The sequence below is a fragment of the Methanocella conradii HZ254 genome, assembly GCF_000251105.1.
Classification (GTDB): Archaea; Halobacteriota; Methanocellia; order Methanocellales; family Methanocellaceae; genus Methanocella; species Methanocella conradii.
On record NC_017034.1, the window covers coordinates 341,031 to 356,601 of the forward strand.

Genomic DNA, 15,571 nt, shown 5'->3' on the forward strand with positions numbered 1-15,571 from the left:
GGAAAAATGGTATTCGTACTTGATAAATGTATGTGGTAGTTTATTTTGTCGTCTTGTTCTATGATTCGATACCTTTGTAATATTAAGCTACTTTGGCTTTTTTAAAAACTCTATGTAGCGTACCATCTTCGCATTTTACTCTTGATACATATAAAATTACTAGATAAAATATAAATACAATAAATGATTATCATTTTATTACTTGGTGGGCATGAGCTTATTAAATGAATATATTAATAAAAATCTATCAGTACAGGAAATGGAAGAGGAATTAAAAAGACTGATCCTCGAATATAATAGAATAACTAAAAGATATTTGTTTGTTTATGCTACGACTATTGAAAAACAGCTCCCTCCTCAAATTTTATCGTTAGATAGATCAGATGCAGATGTTATTTATGATTTGCTTTGTGATAAGACTGATGTTAAACACCTGGACTTCTATGTAGAAACAAAGGGTGGTAACGCCGAAGCTGTTGAAGAAATTGTAAGATTTTTAAGAAGTAGATTTGAAACAGTAAATTTTGTTATTGCGGGAGAGGCTAAAAGCGCGGGGACGATTTTAGTTTTATCGGGAGACGAAATTTGGATGTCCGAAACGGGCAGCCTTGGGACTATTGACGCGCAGATGTTTATTGGCAGGTCCCCGATATCAGCACATGATTATATAGAATGGGTTAACCAAAAAAGAGAGGAGGCTCAAATAAATGGCAAATTGAACCCGTTTGATGCCACAATGGTAGCACAAATAACGCCTGGAGAGCTCGTTGGAGTACATAATGCCTATAACTATGCAAAAGACCTTGTGAAAGAATGGCTTCCAAAATATAAATTTAAAAACTGGACAGTTACAAAAACGAGAGGCATTCCCGTAACTGATGATATGAGAAAAACAAAAGCGGATGATATTGCAAATGAATTGTGTAATCATACTAGATGGAGGTCTCACGGTAGACCTATAAAAATCGAAGATTTAGAAAAAATAGGATTAGAAATTAATAGACTAGAAAATAATCCGGAGCTGGCAATAATTGTCCAAAGAATTCGGATAGTCACTAGACTTTTATTTTCTAACAGTACACACTATAAACTATTTGCAACAAAGGATAATAAGATATTTAAATCAGCCGCGCCAATTAATCAACAAGTAGTCGCTACGCAAGATACCACAAAAACTGATGCCATCGGGCGTGAAATTAAATGCCCAAAATGCGGCAAAATTCATAGACTATATGCGAAGTTTATACCCGATTTAAATATCGATGAACAAATACAGAAGCAAGGGTTTAAGCCATTCCCAAAAGATGCAAAACTAAAATGTGAATGTGGATATGAATTTGATCTATTAGGCCTGAAAAATGATATAGAAATGAAAATCGGCCGTAAAATCATATTTAATTAGACGGAGGAGGCACAAATGGATAGGGAACATGAAATAGCATCGGGCAATGTCGATGAATTATTAATATTTATAAAAGAAGCAAGGGAAGGGAAACTGGCGGACATTGAGCAAAGCTCTTTATCATATTTAAGGTATAATATATTATTTGAAACCATGGAAGAGGAGCAATATTACTATAGTATTAGATAACTATTTTTATTATATTCATAATTTATCCTGACTATTTGCCCTTTATTCTCTTATAGTAGCGGTCAAAGAGCAGGCTAAAGAAAAACTTCTGAAAATCAAGGTCGTCATTGATATGCTTATAGAACTTAAAGTTAGTCTCGCACATGTCCTGGACGATAGAGTTGGCCACGATATTAAAAGTAAGCTTGACGTTTTCGGGGTCGTTAACCTTAACGCTGGACTCAAGTGACGGGTTTGCATCTAGTTTGGCCTCTAGCTCCTGGATGAAAAACCTGTCCTTTTCCGAAAAATCGGTCCCAAATCGCTGGTTCATCTCCTTTATGATTAAAGATAAGGGCTCTAAGTCTTCACTCCTGGAGGATTTCGGCCCTGTGTCTATCCTCGGCTCAAGCTCGCCCTCGCCCCTTCCAAGTTTAATCTTACCGCTAGACGTCTTCTGTATCCTGTACGAGTCTATGTCTATGCTGCTCTGTATCTCGACCGGCAGCCTCTCCTCTGGTAATTTTATTTTACGTAATAGCATGCGCCCGAACTGGTATAGTTTTTCTAGGTCCGCATCAGTAAAGGTGATGATTTGCGAGAGGAACGCGTAGAGCCGGACATAGCCTTTTAGCTCTCTGTAGAACTTTTCTCTCTCTTCCACAGCGCTTTCCTGAAAACGCTTAGCTATTGGGTCTAAGGCTGCATGAAGCTTATCCACTGATGGACTGGAGCCAAAGTATATTCTTGCGTAGTTTTCCACGTCCTCGTCCGAGAAAATATGGAAGTCCATGAGACGCGTATGGTAATCGTATAGCAGGTTAGGGTCAGTACCTTCCTTTAGCCATGTCTTCTCATAGTAGGGCTTGAACGCTTTCTCGATCTCGTCTGCTTCGTTGGCGAAGTCCAGCACAACTGTAGTGGTCTTGCCCGGAGCCACACGGTTTAGCCTGCTCAGCGTCTGAACCGCTGCCACGCCTCCCAGCTTCTTATCGATGTACATGGCTTGAAGCAATGGCTGGTCGAACCCGGTCTGGAACTTGTTGGCCACGATGAGGAGCTTGTACTTGTCCTGCTTGAAGTTCTCGGCGGTCTGGGACTCGGGGAAGCCGTTCATGCCTGCCTCTGTGTACTTTTTGGTGCCATCGTTGAACCGCCTCACAAGCTCCTCGAAAATATAGCCCCTCTCAATGTTGCTGACCCTGTCAGGGTGCAGGTCAATGTGCCTGATGCCTTACAAAGCTGGGGGCCTGGGTTATCGAGCTTGCCCTTAAACCTGGCGTTGGCTTCCAACACCTTTTCTTTGGTCGGCGCCAGCACACAGTCTATGCGCCTCAAAACCGTAAAAGGCAATATCACGTCCTGATACTTGCTCCGCTTATAGCTATCTCGTAAAAGCTCGGCGATGCTCCAGATAAAGTTGACCTTTTCGCTAAAGTTTTCCATGCTTAGCCTCTCTAACCACCTGATATTCAAGGTATGACTAAACTGAATATTATCATACGATTGCATAGCATAATATTTATCATTCTGAAAAATTTGGAATATTTTCTATTTTATTGTAAATAATTATTCGTAATGAATCATTTTACATTAGATAAGAAGCCTATGATTTGCTCAAATACCTGTTCGGGCGCCCCATTCCCGTCCACCACCTTCCAGCCATCAGTGATAAGCCGCGCCCTCTCCCGGTTCTTCTTGAGGTGCGCCAGCGACTCGAACATCTCCTTGCCATTCCCTCGCAGGTGAATCCTCCACAGCGCCTCCTCGGGCTCAACGTCCAGGAAAAACATGTTTGGGGAGCGGGGGAGCAAAAAGCTCACCAGGGCATACGTGGGCTTTACCAGGGGGCGGGGCAGGTACGCGCAGGCCAGCGTGTAGCGGACGAATATCGCGTCCCGGCCGCCACGATAGTAGAGCATTAATGAGCGGACGACGTCGAGGGCATAAAACATCGTGGCGGCCATACTTCATGCCTATCACCGCCCCGAGGCCGTCCCCATAAGCTAGGGCAAGCATGCCCACCGCCACCACGAGGGGGGTATCGAAAAACAAAAATGCGAGCACTGTGAACATGAGGCAATAGTATACAAGCCCGAACTCGTTCCCGGCGCCTGACGCCGAGACTGCTGAAAGCCACTTTATAACAACCAAACATGCCTTTTTTATGCCCCTTCCCCCCTCCAGGCGGGAGGCCAGGCTCATAAAATAGCCCTGCATTCGCCGGGTGGTCAACAGCGAAAAGACGAGGGCAGAGCCGGCGATGAGCACCTCGGCCCACCAGTGGTCGAACAGGAATAATGTAAATACGATATTGCCTATGCTTATGTGCAGCATTTTTCTGCCTATTGCACGGTCGCCCTTCCAGGCTTTCTCGGAGATGAAAAAGACGATCGCTATATAGGCGCAGACAAGTACGATACCAAGCGCATCATTCCGAGAAAACCCGGGCACGGCGTCACTTCCTCAATATTGCTAGCACCCCGTTCGGGCAGACCTCCACGCATATGAAGCACTTTATGCAATCACGGCCGAACGTCGGCTTTCCGTTCAGCTTTATATTCGACGTGGGGCAGGCGTCCACGCAATGCCCGCACCTCATACACTCCCCCACCACACCTATCCTGGACGGGTCGATAGAGTCCATCTCGCGGCGCGCCTCCTTGAGGGATACGACGTCCTTTCCATAGAGGCGCTTGGCAAAAGGATGGGCGATAGGATTAAACCGCTGGCTTGTCAAGACATCGTCCAGGTATGGCAACACCTTGCCAATCAGGGAGCTTTTTATCTTCAGGCTTGCCTTTCTGGCGTTGCCGACCGTCATGGGGTTTATGTCCCCCAGCCCCCTGTCATGGGCTATCCGCACCACCTCGACGTCCATGGGGTCGATCCTGATGACGTTCGCCGCGACGGCGTCCAGCGCCACGGCATCCTTGCACGCCATAACCATGTCGGCCTTATACACGGATTTCGCCTCGGTCGGCCCATAATATGGCCCGGCAGGCCGCACTGACTGCGCGATATAAGTGGCATCCATGACGTTCATCACGATGCGAGGCCTCAAGAACTCGTACAGGTCTACCAGTGGCTCGTCAAGCCCGAGGACGTGTACGCGGGACCTGAATGAGGGCTCGACCAGCCCGAAGAGGTTCTCGATGCTACCTGAGAGGTGCATTAGAAAGTGATGCTTAAGGACGGGCACGTTGATTATAGCGTCCACCTCTAAGGCGGGCCTGGCGATGGACACCTTCTTCAATACTCGTGAGCCGGGCGGCTCTATCTCGATGTGGTTGGCGCTCCAGTCCACGAGCTCCCCGCCCGCCTCCTCTATTCTTTTTATGCTTTTCGCGTCGAGCACCTTTCTCGCGTCCCACCCCAGGACGGATAGGTCGCCTACCAGCGGCCTCGCTCCCTGGCCTGCGACCATCTTCACGATGGCGCAGATGACATCAACGTTGGTCACCAGGCCGCTGCCCGACGGCCTGGCGCAGCCGAGGTTGGGCTTGATGAGCACGTCGCCGCTGACCTTCAGCCCTCCCGCGAGCTGGACCGCGTCGCTCACCGCCTTCGACGGGTCGCTGCTCTTAACAAGGGATACGAATGTCATGGGCGTTCCATCCTCCTTTTAACTACCTAAGAGCCTAGAGTATATAAAAAGTTAATTAATCTTCGCTTTACTGGGCGAGAGCCTCCATCAATGCGCTATACGTATCCTGGCCTATCACGTTGGTCGGAATTATCCCCCAGCAGTAGAAGTACCCGAAGATGACTAGGAGGGGAAAGATAAGCTTGAACTCCCTTCTGCTTATAATGTCGTCGAATGCGATGATGAGGGCGAATGGAGCGGCAGGCAGGAGATAGCGGCTTACGTCCGGGTGCTGGACGAATGCCACGCAGCCCAGGTAGACCAGTGAGAATGAGCAAAGCTCGGGGCGCTTCCACAGGCGCAGCGCACCAAGGATGTAGATTATGTAGAACCCCATGAAGAGCTCAGCATTATTCGTGTTGCCCCTGGAGGCTGGCTCGAAGAAGTTCATGAAGGGCACGATTTTCATGAGCCCGCCATTCCACCTGAAGTAGGCGAAGAAGTCGCCATACGTGAACTGGTAGGCCAGGAAGTTTAGCCCCAGGAAGGCGGGGATGATGAGCAGGTAGGGCAGATACCTGTACTTTTTCTCGTAGAGCAGGAGAATGAGGTATGAGATAAACATGAGCACGCCGAAGATCTTCGTTACCGAGGCCAGGCCGGCGAGCGTGAACGCCGCCAGGTACCGGTCCTTCTTGTAGCAGTATATGGATGCCAGTATTAGCAATATGAATAGAGGCTCCGAGGCGCCGACGCTATGGTATAGCAGCCAGCGGCTGGGGAAAAATATGAAGACTATCGAGGCCCAGAACGGGTTAGCCGAGTAGTTGAACTCCTTTAAAAGCTGGTAGAACACGATGGTGGCGAGCGTCGAGCAGGCGATGACGACGAAGATCATGGACCGGTCGTAGCCCATGAATGAGAACGCCCTTATTAGCAATGGGTAGAGCGCCAGGTGGCATGCGTAGTAACAGCCTGGCAGGTTAAAGGGCGTTATCGCGGGCGCGGCGTAGAGCGTCTTAGCGACGTACATGTATAGAGGCCCGTCCAGGTACCTGTAGATGACGTCAAGCCTGTCGATGAACGGCAGGTAGACTGTGAGCGTGGTGACGACGTTGATGGCGGCTAGCAGGGCAATCCTGAAGTCAAAGCGCTCAAAGGAAAAGCCCCTTTTCTCGAGGATAGACGCCTGCTCCTGCATAAATGCACCTTTTTAAGGATAAAAAGCGCTGGAAGTATAAATAATTACAAGAAAAGCCGTTTAAAATAAAGTCGAGAAATGGAGACCCTTTATGCGGCAGCTTCTACGCGCCAGGTGGTGCTCTTAGAGTAACTCCACTTCTCAATGCGCAGGTCTTCGCAGGCATCCGAAAGGATCTTCATGTTGGTGCCGACCTCTTTCGGGCTCATGCCGAGGTCCCTCGCGATGTACTTGGACTTGAAGAACTGCTTGCCCTCCTTTAGGCCGTTCTTCAGGTACTCGATGATGACCTCCTGGCTGTGGTTGTACTTGTCCTTTAGCTGTAGTTTCTTTAACATGTTCTGATTTCCTTCCCCTCTGAAAAGTACTATACACCAGCAAGTATATATAACCTTCGATTCTTGCAACATTTTTTTGATTTTTTTGTGTGGCCGAGTAATTATGTTACGATGTATATATAAATGTGTGTAAAAGGCGCGCGAGCCGTCACATACTGCTGCGTTTAGTCAGGCAGATGGTTAGTGATTAAAGGATGATGATCGAGCAGATGGTGTCCATTGCTAATAGCTACTGGGGTGGGATTACCACTTTGTGTAGCAGCATGCCAGGCGGTGTGTTTAATTCTCATAGGTGTAGGATATACTCGCCTATCAGGCCCCTTTGTCATTTAAAAATTGCTTACTAATTAAGATACCATTATGTTTATCGATACTTATCCTGGTCATAGTGAACGTTTTCATTTCTTATTGGTAAGCCATTTCTGAGCGATCCTATCAATGTTTTGGAGATGATCTGGATTATCAGGTCGCTTTATTTGCCCCTTTCTCGACATTATTCTTTTTGATATTCAATCGTCGCCTAGGCAACGTATATGTTTCGATCTCATCGGTGATCAGCGTTTTTCCTTTTATTTCTTTTTTCGCGCTTTGGGAGGTCTTGACCTCTATAAGGTTGGAGCAGTCATGGAACTCGAGGATAAGCTGGGAAAAGAAGTGAACATATCTGTCCATGATTTAGCCGGGTGGCTGGCGCTGGCAAGCAAGGGCGGTGCCTTCTATAAGATTTACCATAAAAAGATACAGGCTGACGCCGGCTTCGAGCTATGAGGCGATGTTTCACGCTACCAAAGCCTTGCTTTTTAAGGATGGCATAAAAGAGCATAGCCATGTTTGTGTGCCCTATGTTAATGAGACCTATCCTGAGCTTGTTGGCTGCGCGAAGGTCCTTAACTCTTATCGGCTATATAGAGAAAAAGCCACCTACGGGTGCGACATTATCGTTAATGAGGAGGAGGCAAAGGCCGCGCTTGAACATGCTAAAGCTATTCTTGAAAAAATGAAGGCCCTTATTGGATAGATTAATTTTCCTTTAATAATTAAACACTTCTCTAGCTAGGGCGTTTTCGCGGGCGGCGACAGATAGATAAAAGCGCTGCAAGTTATTATATTAAACTAAGAAGATTATAATATTTATATAGCGATTACTTGCTTTAGAAGCGTCTGTACAAGATGCTGCATGGGGCAGCGGCCCCATGGAAGAGCGTGCTGCCGCCCACGGCCAAAAAGATGGCAAGGCTACGTAGGCGTTCAAGCTACTTAAAGCTTTATGCTGTGATTTCAAGGTTTCTCTGGCTTGCATCCATAAAAAGAAAAACCAACACGCCAAAACGTGAAGAACGAACTTTTGAGGAGGAAAGCGATGAAAATCAAATTGAATAGAATCCTATGCACAGGTCAACCTGATGATACTACTAGCGGTGACCGTGGTACCGGCGATGGCAGCTTCGCAAAACGTGTTTACGATAAAAGCCAATAAGGAACATACTGATGCGACAATGTACTATGAAAATATGAAAACATGAGAGAAGGGCCAATATAATGTTAAAGTGACGAAAAATGGTGGGATGGCGTTAAAATGGTGAAAGGAGGTAGCATCAAGTGGGAAATAAATTGGTGCATTGCCAGATGAGTATGATTCGAGGTCAGTCGCTAGTTTATCTCCATTAGGCCTTGGAACTTGACATTGTGGTCACGTTCCTGTGGCTGGTGTTGCAGGCATAGTACGGGTTGAGCGACCCAGCCCTAGAACAACGCTTGAAGACTAATATTTGTTTTATGGACCTCATTGGTTTTGATGCCATGGTCTTGCAGTACGGCGTGGAGGTTTCAGGAAAGATCGGCAGCGATCCTGGTGCAAGTTGCGGGTGGAGTTGCAATGGCAGCTTAGAGAGAAGGGCTATGTGGCCAGGGAATGGTGACACAGGACGCCACTTTCATACTCTAGAGATTTTCAATCACTAGAAGTAGCGCAGCATGACGTAGTTCAAATATTATATACTTGTAAAATATATTATTAGTTATAATGGAGCCTTTAAGAATCGCCATGTTCGCGTGGGAGTCGCTATATGGCGTCAGGGTGGGAGGGCTTGCGCCACACGTCTCGGAATTATCTGAGGCGCTTGCAGCCAGGGGCCACGAGGTACACGTATTCACGAGAAGGGGACAGTATGGCCCCTATGACCTGATTAAGGGCGTCCACTACCAGAGGGTGCGCAGCGACGCCTCAGGCGGCATAGTCCACCAGATGGACTCCCTGTGCGACGCCTTCCTGGACCGCTTCAAGGCCGTGGAGCGCCTCTTCGGGCGCTTCGACATCCTCCACGGCCACGACTGGCACCCTGTTACGGCGCTCTACCGCCTCAAGAAAAAAGGAAGGCAGTTCGTGCTCACCTACCACTCGACCGAGTGGGGCAGGAACGGCAACAGGCATGGCACCTCACCCGAATCCAGGGAGATATCGCACCGCGAGTGGCTGGGAGGCTATGAGGCAAAGGAGATCATAGTCACCTCCAGGGCGCTGATGGACGAGCTTCAGTCCATCTATAGCATCCCATCCTACAAGCTAAACCTGGTGCCTAACGGCATATTCCCTAAAAAGATAAGAAGAGACGTGGACGCAAAGGAAGTTAAGTTGAGATACGGCATAGCCCCGGAGTCCCCCCTCGTGCTTTTTGTGGGCCGGATGAAATACCAGAAGGGGCCTGACCTACTCGTGAAAGCTGTGCCACACGTCCTCAGGAAAAGGAGAGACGCGAGGTTCGCATTCGCCGGGGATGGAGACCTGAGGCCAGCCTGCCAGGCGAAGGCCAGGCAAATGGGCGTAGCGGGCGCATGCCACTTTATGGGATATATGCCTGATGCGGGGCTGATAGACCTCTTCAACGCCTGCGACATGCTAGCGGTGCCATCCAGGAACGAGCCTTTCGGGATCGTAGTCCTGGAGGCGTGGGATGCCTGTAAGCCGGCCATCGGCACCCAGGCCGTGCGCCTGATTGACGATTTTGTGAACGGCATCAAGGCGTGGCCCAGCCCCGATTCCATCGCCTGGTGCATCAACGACGTCGTGGACAAGCCAGGCGCCCTGAAATGGATGGGCCGACAGGGGAAAAGGCTGGTGGACACGGTTTACGATTGGAACGTCATAGCCGATAAGCTGTTGAGAGTATACGATAAGGCGCTATGCTAACTGGAGCAGCCTGCCATCCTTCATTATAAGCCTCCTGCTGCCGTCGCCATACTCGACCTCGATGGTGGCGTCGGGCGCGGTGACGAAGTCCCAGTGCATGTTGCTCTGCACGTTGCCGCCGTACATGTCGCTCCTGCCGAAGGCCACGTGGACGGACCCACCTATCTTCTCATCGGTAAGGATGTAGCCAATAGCACGGTCGATTACCGGGTTCAAGCCTATGCCGAGCTCGGCGACCTTGAGGGCGTTCGGGGCGCCATACTTATCCACGTCAAGCTTAACCATTTTCTGGATGGTGTCCCTGAGCACTTCCTGGTTGACCTCGGCCGTACATTCATCGGGCATGAGCGTCCCATCCTTAAAGACGAGCCTTACGCCCTTTATTATGGTGCCCCGTGTCAGGTCGTCGATGGTCAGGGGACAGTAAATAGTGCCGCTGCCATGGGTCTCCACGGGGGCGACGAACACCTCGCCGGCGGGCAGGTTCCCTCCCAGGTCGCCCACGGCCACCTTTTCGGGGGATAGCACGCCATCATCCGGGTTCAGCCTCCTCCCCTCTATATTGAGGCGGAAATCGGTTCCGTGGGGGTCGGTGACGTGGACGTATCTCGCACCTTTGAGCGCGCTCATGATGTGCTCACACCTTTCTTTCAGCAGGCCAGGCTCGACGGAACAGCCGCCTATCACCAGCCTTTCAAGGACGTCGAGCGGCACGCCGTACATCCTGGCCATCTCCTCGGTAGCCCACCCCATGTACAGCCATCGCTTGCCAGGCTTGCCATAGATGACCTGCATGACGGGGAAGTTACCCTCCGAGCGTGCCTGAAGCTTCTCCCTGAACCTCGCCTTAAAGGTGGGATCGCTGTACGGCTCAACGATTACATAAGCATCCATCGCCTGGGCTATGCCCATCATTATCTTCGGCATCCGCTTAAGCTGCTCGACAGTGCAGGCCTCCAGGAGCCGCCTCTGGTAGTCGTTCGAGACCGCGCTTATGAAGGGCTGGCCGCCACGCCTGGCCACGGCAATCCCGATCTCCTCCAGGAACCTTTGCTCGTGCGAGCCGCCAGAAATAAAGACTGCGTCGCCATCCTTGACGCCAATAGAATCTAAGACGCAATTGGCGAGCCGCGGAAAAATGCTCTCATCTATCATGACAACACCACTATAAAATGGCAGTCCAGGGCCAATAAGGTGACCCTCGTTTTTCGTCTACTCGTCAGGTATAATGCTTATCCCGTTCTCATCGTACACGGCCAGCCACCGCCTATGCTTGCCAATCTGTCCGCTTAGTATGAGCCCGCTGAGGGGCACATAGATAAACTGCCTCACAGTACGCTTTAGCTCCCTTGCCCCAAACTCAGGGCTATAGCAAACGCTGGCCAGAAAATTCTGCGCACCCTCGCTAAGCCTGAGCGAGACTTGATGCCTCCGCTCCAGCTCCGCTAGCGCCCCATCCAGCTCCCTTTTCAGCAGCCCCCTCACCGCCTCAGCCCCGAGAGGCTTGAAGACTATAAACTCGTCTATACGGTTGATGAGCTCCGGGCGGAGCATCTCCAGGCCATTTTTATCTTCCTCATTATGCCTGTACGTAAGCCTTTTCCCTGGCCTGGACTCAACATCCTCGTAGCTAAATCCCATGGCCGGCTTCAGGCTGGAGGCCAGGATGAAGATGGCGTTCCGCGCATCGGCCATCCTCCCCCTTGTATCGGTGATTCGCCCCTCGTCGAAGAGCTGCAAAAAAACGTCGAATACCCTGGGATGCGCCTTATCGGCATCATCTAATAACACCACGGAGTAAGGCCTGGCCCTTAATGACCTGACGAGCACGCCCTCCTCCCCATATCCAACGTAGCCAGGCGGCGAGCCGATGAGCCTGCTAACGCTGCTCTCTTCGGCATACTCGGACATGTCCAGCCTGATCATCTCCTCCCTGCCGCCGAAGAGAAACTCCGCGAGCAGCCGCGCCGTCTCCGTCTTGCCGACACCCGTGGGGCCCGCAAACAGGAACACAGCAAGAGGCCCCGGCCGCTTCTCAAGGCCCGCGTACGCCACCATCAGGCGCTTATAAATACGATCGATGGCCTCTTCCTGCCCCGCAAGCCTCGCCTTGAGGAAAGCGTCCAGCCCTAACAGCTTCGAGGTAGACACGCCTCCCATGTGTCCTGACACTATCTCCAGGGGCACCCCGGAGATCGACGACATGGTCCTGGCGACGGCCTGGAAGTCCACCTCTTTGCGGGGCTCCTCCATCGACCCCATGCTAAGCGATGGAGTCCTGGCCCGAGAGCCGGCAGTATCCAGCAGGCCGACCGCCTTATCGGGCAGCATATGGCCGGCGTCAAACCGCATCGAAAGGTCTACCGCTGCTTCAATGGCCTCGTCCAGGATGCGCACTCCATGGTGCTCTTCCAGCTTCGGCCGCAGGGCGCCCAGCATGGCCATCGCCTCCTCCCGGCACGGCTCCTCCACCAGGATGGCCTCGAAGCGCCGGTCGAGGGCAGAGTCGGCCCCTATGTAGCGGCAATACTCTGAAATCGTGCTCGTGCCAATGCAGCGCAAGCCGCGGGCCAGGTATGGCTTGAATATGGCGGAAGCGTCCAGCGCAGCGCCCTCACACCTCCCCGCCCCCACGATCGTATGTATCTCATCGATGAACAATATAACTCTCCTGTCTGCCGCGGCCTCGTCGAGCACACCCTTAAGCCGCTCTTCAAGGTCGCCCCTGTACTTCGCGCTGGCAAGCAGCGACGCCATGCTAAGCTCGACGATGCGACAGCCGCCCAGGACGTGGGCGTCCTTGCCCATCGCGATGCGCACCGCCAGCGCCTCGACGATGGCCGTCTTGCCCACGCCCGCCTCGCCCACGAGGACCGGATTATTCTTGGCGCGCCGCCCGAGCACATGGATTAGTTGCAACAGCTCCTTCTTACGGCCGTAAAACGGGCCCAGATGCCCGCACATCGCCTCCCTCGTCAGGTCACGGCCGTACTTCTCCAGGTAACTCTTAGCGCCCTCCCCTCGATTAAGCCAGGAGTTCACGGCGCTATATATGTCCCTCTTATCCATGGAGCGAACGAACGGCTTACTGCACCCATCCATTATCGCTATCCATGCCTCGACTGGCTCCAGGATGTCGGCGGCGCTTATGCCAAGGCCTGCGAGGGCCTCCTCTATCACCGGGCCAGGCCTCTCAAGGATTGCCGCCATTAAGTGTAAACAAGAAACCTCGCCCTTAGATGAAAAGGCGGCCGCCCTGCGGAAGATCGATTTACACTCCTCGCTCCTGTGCATCGTCTTGCCATCCTGCGCCTTCTCCCTCCCTCCAATAGACCTCCTGAGCGCCCGCCTTATGGCTATCGATGGGGATCGATGATCGCAGGCGCCTTCGAGCACGTTCTGGATGGCGTCATGCTCAGCCTTCAACGACTTAAGCGCCTCGGAATCCCGCGTATCAAGAGCCTTATCCAGGCTCAGCAGGCCTATGAAGAGGTGCTCCTTCTCGATGAGCCGCCCGTTCGAGCGGCCCGCCTCCTCGGCCGCAATGTCCCAGGCCCTTGACGCCCCCTCCGTGATTCTTTCCATGGCCTCACCTCCTCTTTTTCCCTGTTAGAAGGTTGATGTACGCCTCAATGGCTGCCTCCTGCATGCCGGACCTCCTGAGCGCCCCCTCCAGGCTCGATACAACAGCGGCATGGCCTGGCTCCAGGCGCAGCGCGCCAACGTACTCGCTGATGGCGTCCTGCAGCCTGCCCGCGTCCTCCAGCGATAGGCCGAGCCTATGCCTGGCCTCCGCATTTCCCGGCTCAATCCAGAGAGAGGCGCTATACTCTAGTATCGCCTCCTCTATCCTCCCCACGGCCCGTAGCGCGTTCGCCAGGTTAAAGTGTATGATGGCGTCATCAGGCCTCATCCTGGCCGCTTTACGGTATTCGTCTATCGCCTTATCTAGCCTGCCCTTCATGGCCAGAGCGAGGCCCAGGTTGACCCTGGCCTCCACAAGCCCCGGCTTGAGGCGTATCGCCTCTTTATACTCCCTTATTGCCCGATCAAGCTCGCCCCGGCACGCATAAGACAGCCCAAGGTTATGGCGGGCCATCGCGCTATCCGGCTTTAGCCTTAACGCATGAAGGTACTCCCTCATCGCCTCGTCGAGCAGGCCCTTTGCGCGAAGCGCCGTTCCCAGGTTATTGTGCGCATCAGCCAGGCATGGGTTTAGCCTTAAAGCCTCCCTATATTCGTCTATGGCCATGTCAACCTGCCCCCGAGCATCATATGCGACGCCGAGGTTGTTATGCACGGTGGCGAGGCGAGCCTTATGTTGCTCGGCGAGAACGGGGTCCGCCCTCAACGCCTTTCGATACACCCATATAGCCTCGTCAACAAGCCCTACGTTGTAAAGCGCAAGCCCCCTGTTATTATACTCCCATATGCCCGGCTCGACCCTGCGCGCGGGGGCGGGCGGCCACACGCCCATGAGTGACCGGTAGAGCCTCTCGAGGTCGGCTCTTAACGACCTAAAATCGCCGTACCTGTCCTCAGGCGATTTTTTCAGGCATTTCCTTATGATCGGGAATAGCCGGCTTTTGAAGTACGGCACCTTTGCCTCGCAGTGCGCCCTGCGATACCCGTCCACGCTATCCGCGATGAACGGCTGCCTGCCGCCATTGGCCATCTGGTACATGATGACGCCGAAGCTGTAGACGTCGCTGCGAAGGTCGCTGACGCCATCGAACTGCTCAGGGGCCATCCAGGGGGACGTGCCCACCATCGATCGATACGGGCTAAAATCCATGTCAGAGGAGCGTAGCACCCCTTCCCAGAGCCTGGCCAGCCCGAAATCGGTTACCTTGAGCGTGCCGTCCCGTGATATCATGATGTTGTCGGGCTTAATGTCGCGGTGGGGCGTCACACCATGGGATGCCGCGTACGCCATGCCATCGCAGAACTGTATGGCCCACTCTATCGCCTGGAGGAGCGAGATCGAGTTAAGATAGTGGGTGAGCGTGTTACGGCCGGCGTCGTCCGGCTCTACGTACTCTAAAACGATGAACAGGCGGTTATCTAAAGCCTCAACGCCCACCGCCTGCACGATGTTGGGGTGGGCGTCGAGCAGCACCCACGCCAGCGCCTCTTGCCTGAAGCTTTCCCTCGCCCGGCCAGAGTAGAGGTATTTATCCTGAAACGTCTTGAGGGCATACATCTGCTGGGCGGAGCGGTCATAGCAAACGTAAACGATGCCCATGCCGCTTTTCCCTTCGCCCCCGAGTATCTGTCGCACTTCGTATTGCTCGCCGATGAGGGAGCCTACAGTGATCTTCATCTCTTCCGGTATCCAATGCCTGTCAGGGCTCTCATAGTTCCAGGAACGCCCCAGCCCTCCCCCAGGCATCACCGTATCTTCCGTCATCCCCCCGACCTGCCGCCACCTATCGCCTGGCATCGTGTCGCCTGGAAAGTACTTTAATTATAAGGGATGGCGGGATAAAAAAGTTGCTATGCAAATGCTGTATTGGATATGCATTTTCTGAGAGTGAATGGGGGTTCTATATGATAGTGGATGGTTAAACACCACATCTTCTATTAGTGACTGAAGGGGGGGGGGCATAGCGAAGCGAAGCCCCCATTTAGCCTCTAGAAAAAGAGATACCTTCTGCCCGACCATCGTTTTTTTATTGCCAACCATCTT

General features: G+C 52.1%; 15 protein-coding genes. 6 read left to right on the top strand and 9 right to left on the bottom strand.

Annotated features, from left to right (window positions below; genetic code table 11):
- Nucleotides 1–211: 211 nt before the first annotated feature.
- Both MTC_RS01690 and MTC_RS13245 read left to right on the top strand, forming a co-directional pair.
- Nucleotides 212–1,402, top strand: coding sequence for an SDH family Clp fold serine proteinase (locus MTC_RS01690; protein ID WP_014404944.1), 1,191 nt, complete (start codon nt 212–214; stop codon nt 1,400–1,402).
- A 15-nt stretch (nt 1,403–1,417) separates the two neighbouring features.
- Nucleotides 1,418–1,591, top strand: a complete 174-nt coding sequence (locus MTC_RS13245) for a hypothetical protein (RefSeq protein ID WP_014404945.1) — start codon at nt 1,418–1,420, stop codon at nt 1,589–1,591.
- Nucleotides 1,592–1,622: 31 nt separating this feature from the next.
- On the opposite strand, the gene MTC_RS01695 is transcribed toward MTC_RS13245, so the two are convergent.
- The 6 genes from MTC_RS01695 to MTC_RS01720 form a co-directional block, all read right to left on the bottom strand.
- Nucleotides 1,623–2,732, bottom strand: a complete 1,110-nt coding sequence (locus MTC_RS01695; RefSeq protein ID WP_014404946.1) for a type I restriction enzyme subunit R domain-containing protein — start codon at nt 2,730–2,732, stop codon at nt 1,623–1,625.
- Nucleotides 2,729–3,016 carry a type I restriction-modification system subunit M N-terminal domain-containing protein gene (locus tag MTC_RS13510; RefSeq protein ID WP_014404947.1) on the bottom strand — a complete coding sequence of 96 codons (288 nt, stop codon included), beginning with the start codon at nt 3,014–3,016 and terminating at the stop codon, nt 2,729–2,731. Before MTC_RS13510 ends, MTC_RS01695 begins: the two co-directional genes overlap by 4 nt.
- A gap of 137 nt (nt 3,017–3,153) precedes the next feature.
- Nucleotides 3,154–3,537 (bottom strand): thymidylate kinase, encoded by a 384-nt coding sequence (locus MTC_RS01705; protein ID WP_048188843.1) that lies wholly within the window; start codon nt 3,535–3,537, stop codon nt 3,154–3,156.
- A 491-nt stretch (nt 3,538–4,028) separates the two neighbouring features.
- Nucleotides 4,029–5,177, bottom strand: a complete 1,149-nt coding sequence (locus tag MTC_RS01710) for a DUF362 domain-containing protein (RefSeq protein ID WP_014404948.1) — start codon at nt 5,175–5,177, stop codon at nt 4,029–4,031.
- A 67-nt stretch (nt 5,178–5,244) separates the two neighbouring features.
- Nucleotides 5,245–6,357 (bottom strand): hypothetical protein, encoded by a 1,113-nt coding sequence (locus tag MTC_RS01715; protein WP_014404949.1) that lies wholly within the window; start codon nt 6,355–6,357, stop codon nt 5,245–5,247.
- 89 nt (nt 6,358–6,446) lie between these two features.
- On the bottom strand, nt 6,447–6,695 hold the full coding sequence (locus MTC_RS01720) for a DUF7123 family protein (RefSeq protein WP_014404950.1): 249 nt from the start codon (nt 6,693–6,695) through the stop codon (nt 6,447–6,449).
- A gap of 624 nt (nt 6,696–7,319) precedes the next feature.
- Here MTC_RS01720 and MTC_RS13250 point away from each other — a divergent pair.
- The 4 genes from MTC_RS13250 (at nt 7,320) to MTC_RS01735 (ending at nt 9,882) form a co-directional block, all read left to right on the top strand.
- The gene (locus MTC_RS13250) at nt 7,320–7,463 is read left to right on the top strand and encodes a hypothetical protein (RefSeq protein WP_014404951.1); all 144 of its coding nucleotides are present in this window, start codon (nt 7,320–7,322) and stop codon (nt 7,461–7,463) included.
- A 4-nt stretch (nt 7,464–7,467) separates the two neighbouring features.
- Entirely contained in the window at nt 7,468–7,713 is a 246-nt protein-coding gene (locus MTC_RS01730; protein ID WP_143767030.1) for a HEPN domain-containing protein, read from the top strand.
- A 152-nt stretch (nt 7,714–7,865) separates the two neighbouring features.
- Nucleotides 7,866–8,075, top strand: a complete 210-nt coding sequence (locus tag MTC_RS12975) for a hypothetical protein (protein ID WP_143767031.1) — start codon at nt 7,866–7,868, stop codon at nt 8,073–8,075.
- 643 nt (nt 8,076–8,718) lie between these two features.
- Nucleotides 8,719–9,882: a glycosyltransferase family 4 protein gene (locus tag MTC_RS01735; RefSeq protein ID WP_014404954.1), complete on the top strand. Its 1,164-nt coding sequence runs from the start codon at nt 8,719–8,721 to the stop codon at nt 9,880–9,882.
- Here MTC_RS01735 and MTC_RS01740 read toward each other — a convergent pair.
- Genes MTC_RS01740 through MTC_RS01750 form a run of 3 tightly spaced genes read right to left on the bottom strand, consistent with a single transcriptional unit; the run spans nt 9,874 to nt 15,325 of the window.
- Nucleotides 9,874–11,037, bottom strand: coding sequence for an aminopeptidase (locus MTC_RS01740; RefSeq protein WP_014404955.1), 1,164 nt, complete (start codon nt 11,035–11,037; stop codon nt 9,874–9,876). The two genes, MTC_RS01735 and MTC_RS01740, sit on opposite strands and share 9 nt — an antisense overlap.
- Nucleotides 11,038–11,094: 57 nt before the next feature.
- Nucleotides 11,095–13,467 (bottom strand): AAA family ATPase, encoded by a 2,373-nt coding sequence (locus MTC_RS01745; protein ID WP_014404956.1) that lies wholly within the window; start codon nt 13,465–13,467, stop codon nt 11,095–11,097.
- A gap of 4 nt (nt 13,468–13,471) precedes the next feature.
- On the bottom strand, nt 13,472–15,325 hold the full coding sequence (locus MTC_RS01750) for a serine/threonine-protein kinase (protein WP_014404957.1): 1,854 nt from the start codon (nt 15,323–15,325) through the stop codon (nt 13,472–13,474).
- Nucleotides 15,326–15,571: the final 246 nt, after the last annotated feature.

Bases quoted from the DNA above. Each gene is read 5' to 3' on its own strand.
- MTC_RS01690 (WP_014404944.1), top strand. From the start codon at position 212: ATGAGCTTATTAAATGAATATATTAATAAAAATCTATCAGTACAGGAA.
- MTC_RS13245 (WP_014404945.1), top strand. From the start codon at position 1,418: ATGGATAGGGAACATGAAATAGCATCGGGCAATGTCGATGAATTATTA.
- MTC_RS13510 (WP_014404947.1), bottom strand. From the start codon at position 3,016: ATGGAAAACTTTAGCGAAAAGGTCAACTTTATCTGGAGCATCGCCGAG.
- MTC_RS01705 (WP_048188843.1), bottom strand. From the start codon at position 3,537: ATGGCCGCCACGATGTTTTATGCCCTCGACGTCGTCCGCTCATTAATG.
- MTC_RS01710 (WP_014404948.1), bottom strand. From the start codon at position 5,177: ATGACATTCGTATCCCTTGTTAAGAGCAGCGACCCGTCGAAGGCGGTG.
- MTC_RS01715 (WP_014404949.1), bottom strand. From the start codon at position 6,357: ATGCAGGAGCAGGCGTCTATCCTCGAGAAAAGGGGCTTTTCCTTTGAG.
- MTC_RS01720 (WP_014404950.1), bottom strand. From the start codon at position 6,695: ATGTTAAAGAAACTACAGCTAAAGGACAAGTACAACCACAGCCAGGAG.
- MTC_RS13250 (WP_014404951.1), top strand. From the start codon at position 7,320: ATGGAACTCGAGGATAAGCTGGGAAAAGAAGTGAACATATCTGTCCAT.
- MTC_RS01730 (WP_143767030.1), top strand. From the start codon at position 7,468: ATGTTTCACGCTACCAAAGCCTTGCTTTTTAAGGATGGCATAAAAGAG.
- MTC_RS12975 (WP_143767031.1), top strand. From the start codon at position 7,866: ATGCTGCATGGGGCAGCGGCCCCATGGAAGAGCGTGCTGCCGCCCACG.
- MTC_RS01735 (WP_014404954.1), top strand. From the start codon at position 8,719: ATGGAGCCTTTAAGAATCGCCATGTTCGCGTGGGAGTCGCTATATGGC.
- MTC_RS01740 (WP_014404955.1), bottom strand. From the start codon at position 11,037: ATGATAGATGAGAGCATTTTTCCGCGGCTCGCCAATTGCGTCTTAGAT.
- MTC_RS01745 (WP_014404956.1), bottom strand. From the start codon at position 13,467: ATGGAAAGAATCACGGAGGGGGCGTCAAGGGCCTGGGACATTGCGGCC.
- MTC_RS01750 (WP_014404957.1), bottom strand. From the start codon at position 15,325: ATGCCAGGCGATAGGTGGCGGCAGGTCGGGGGGATGACGGAAGATACG.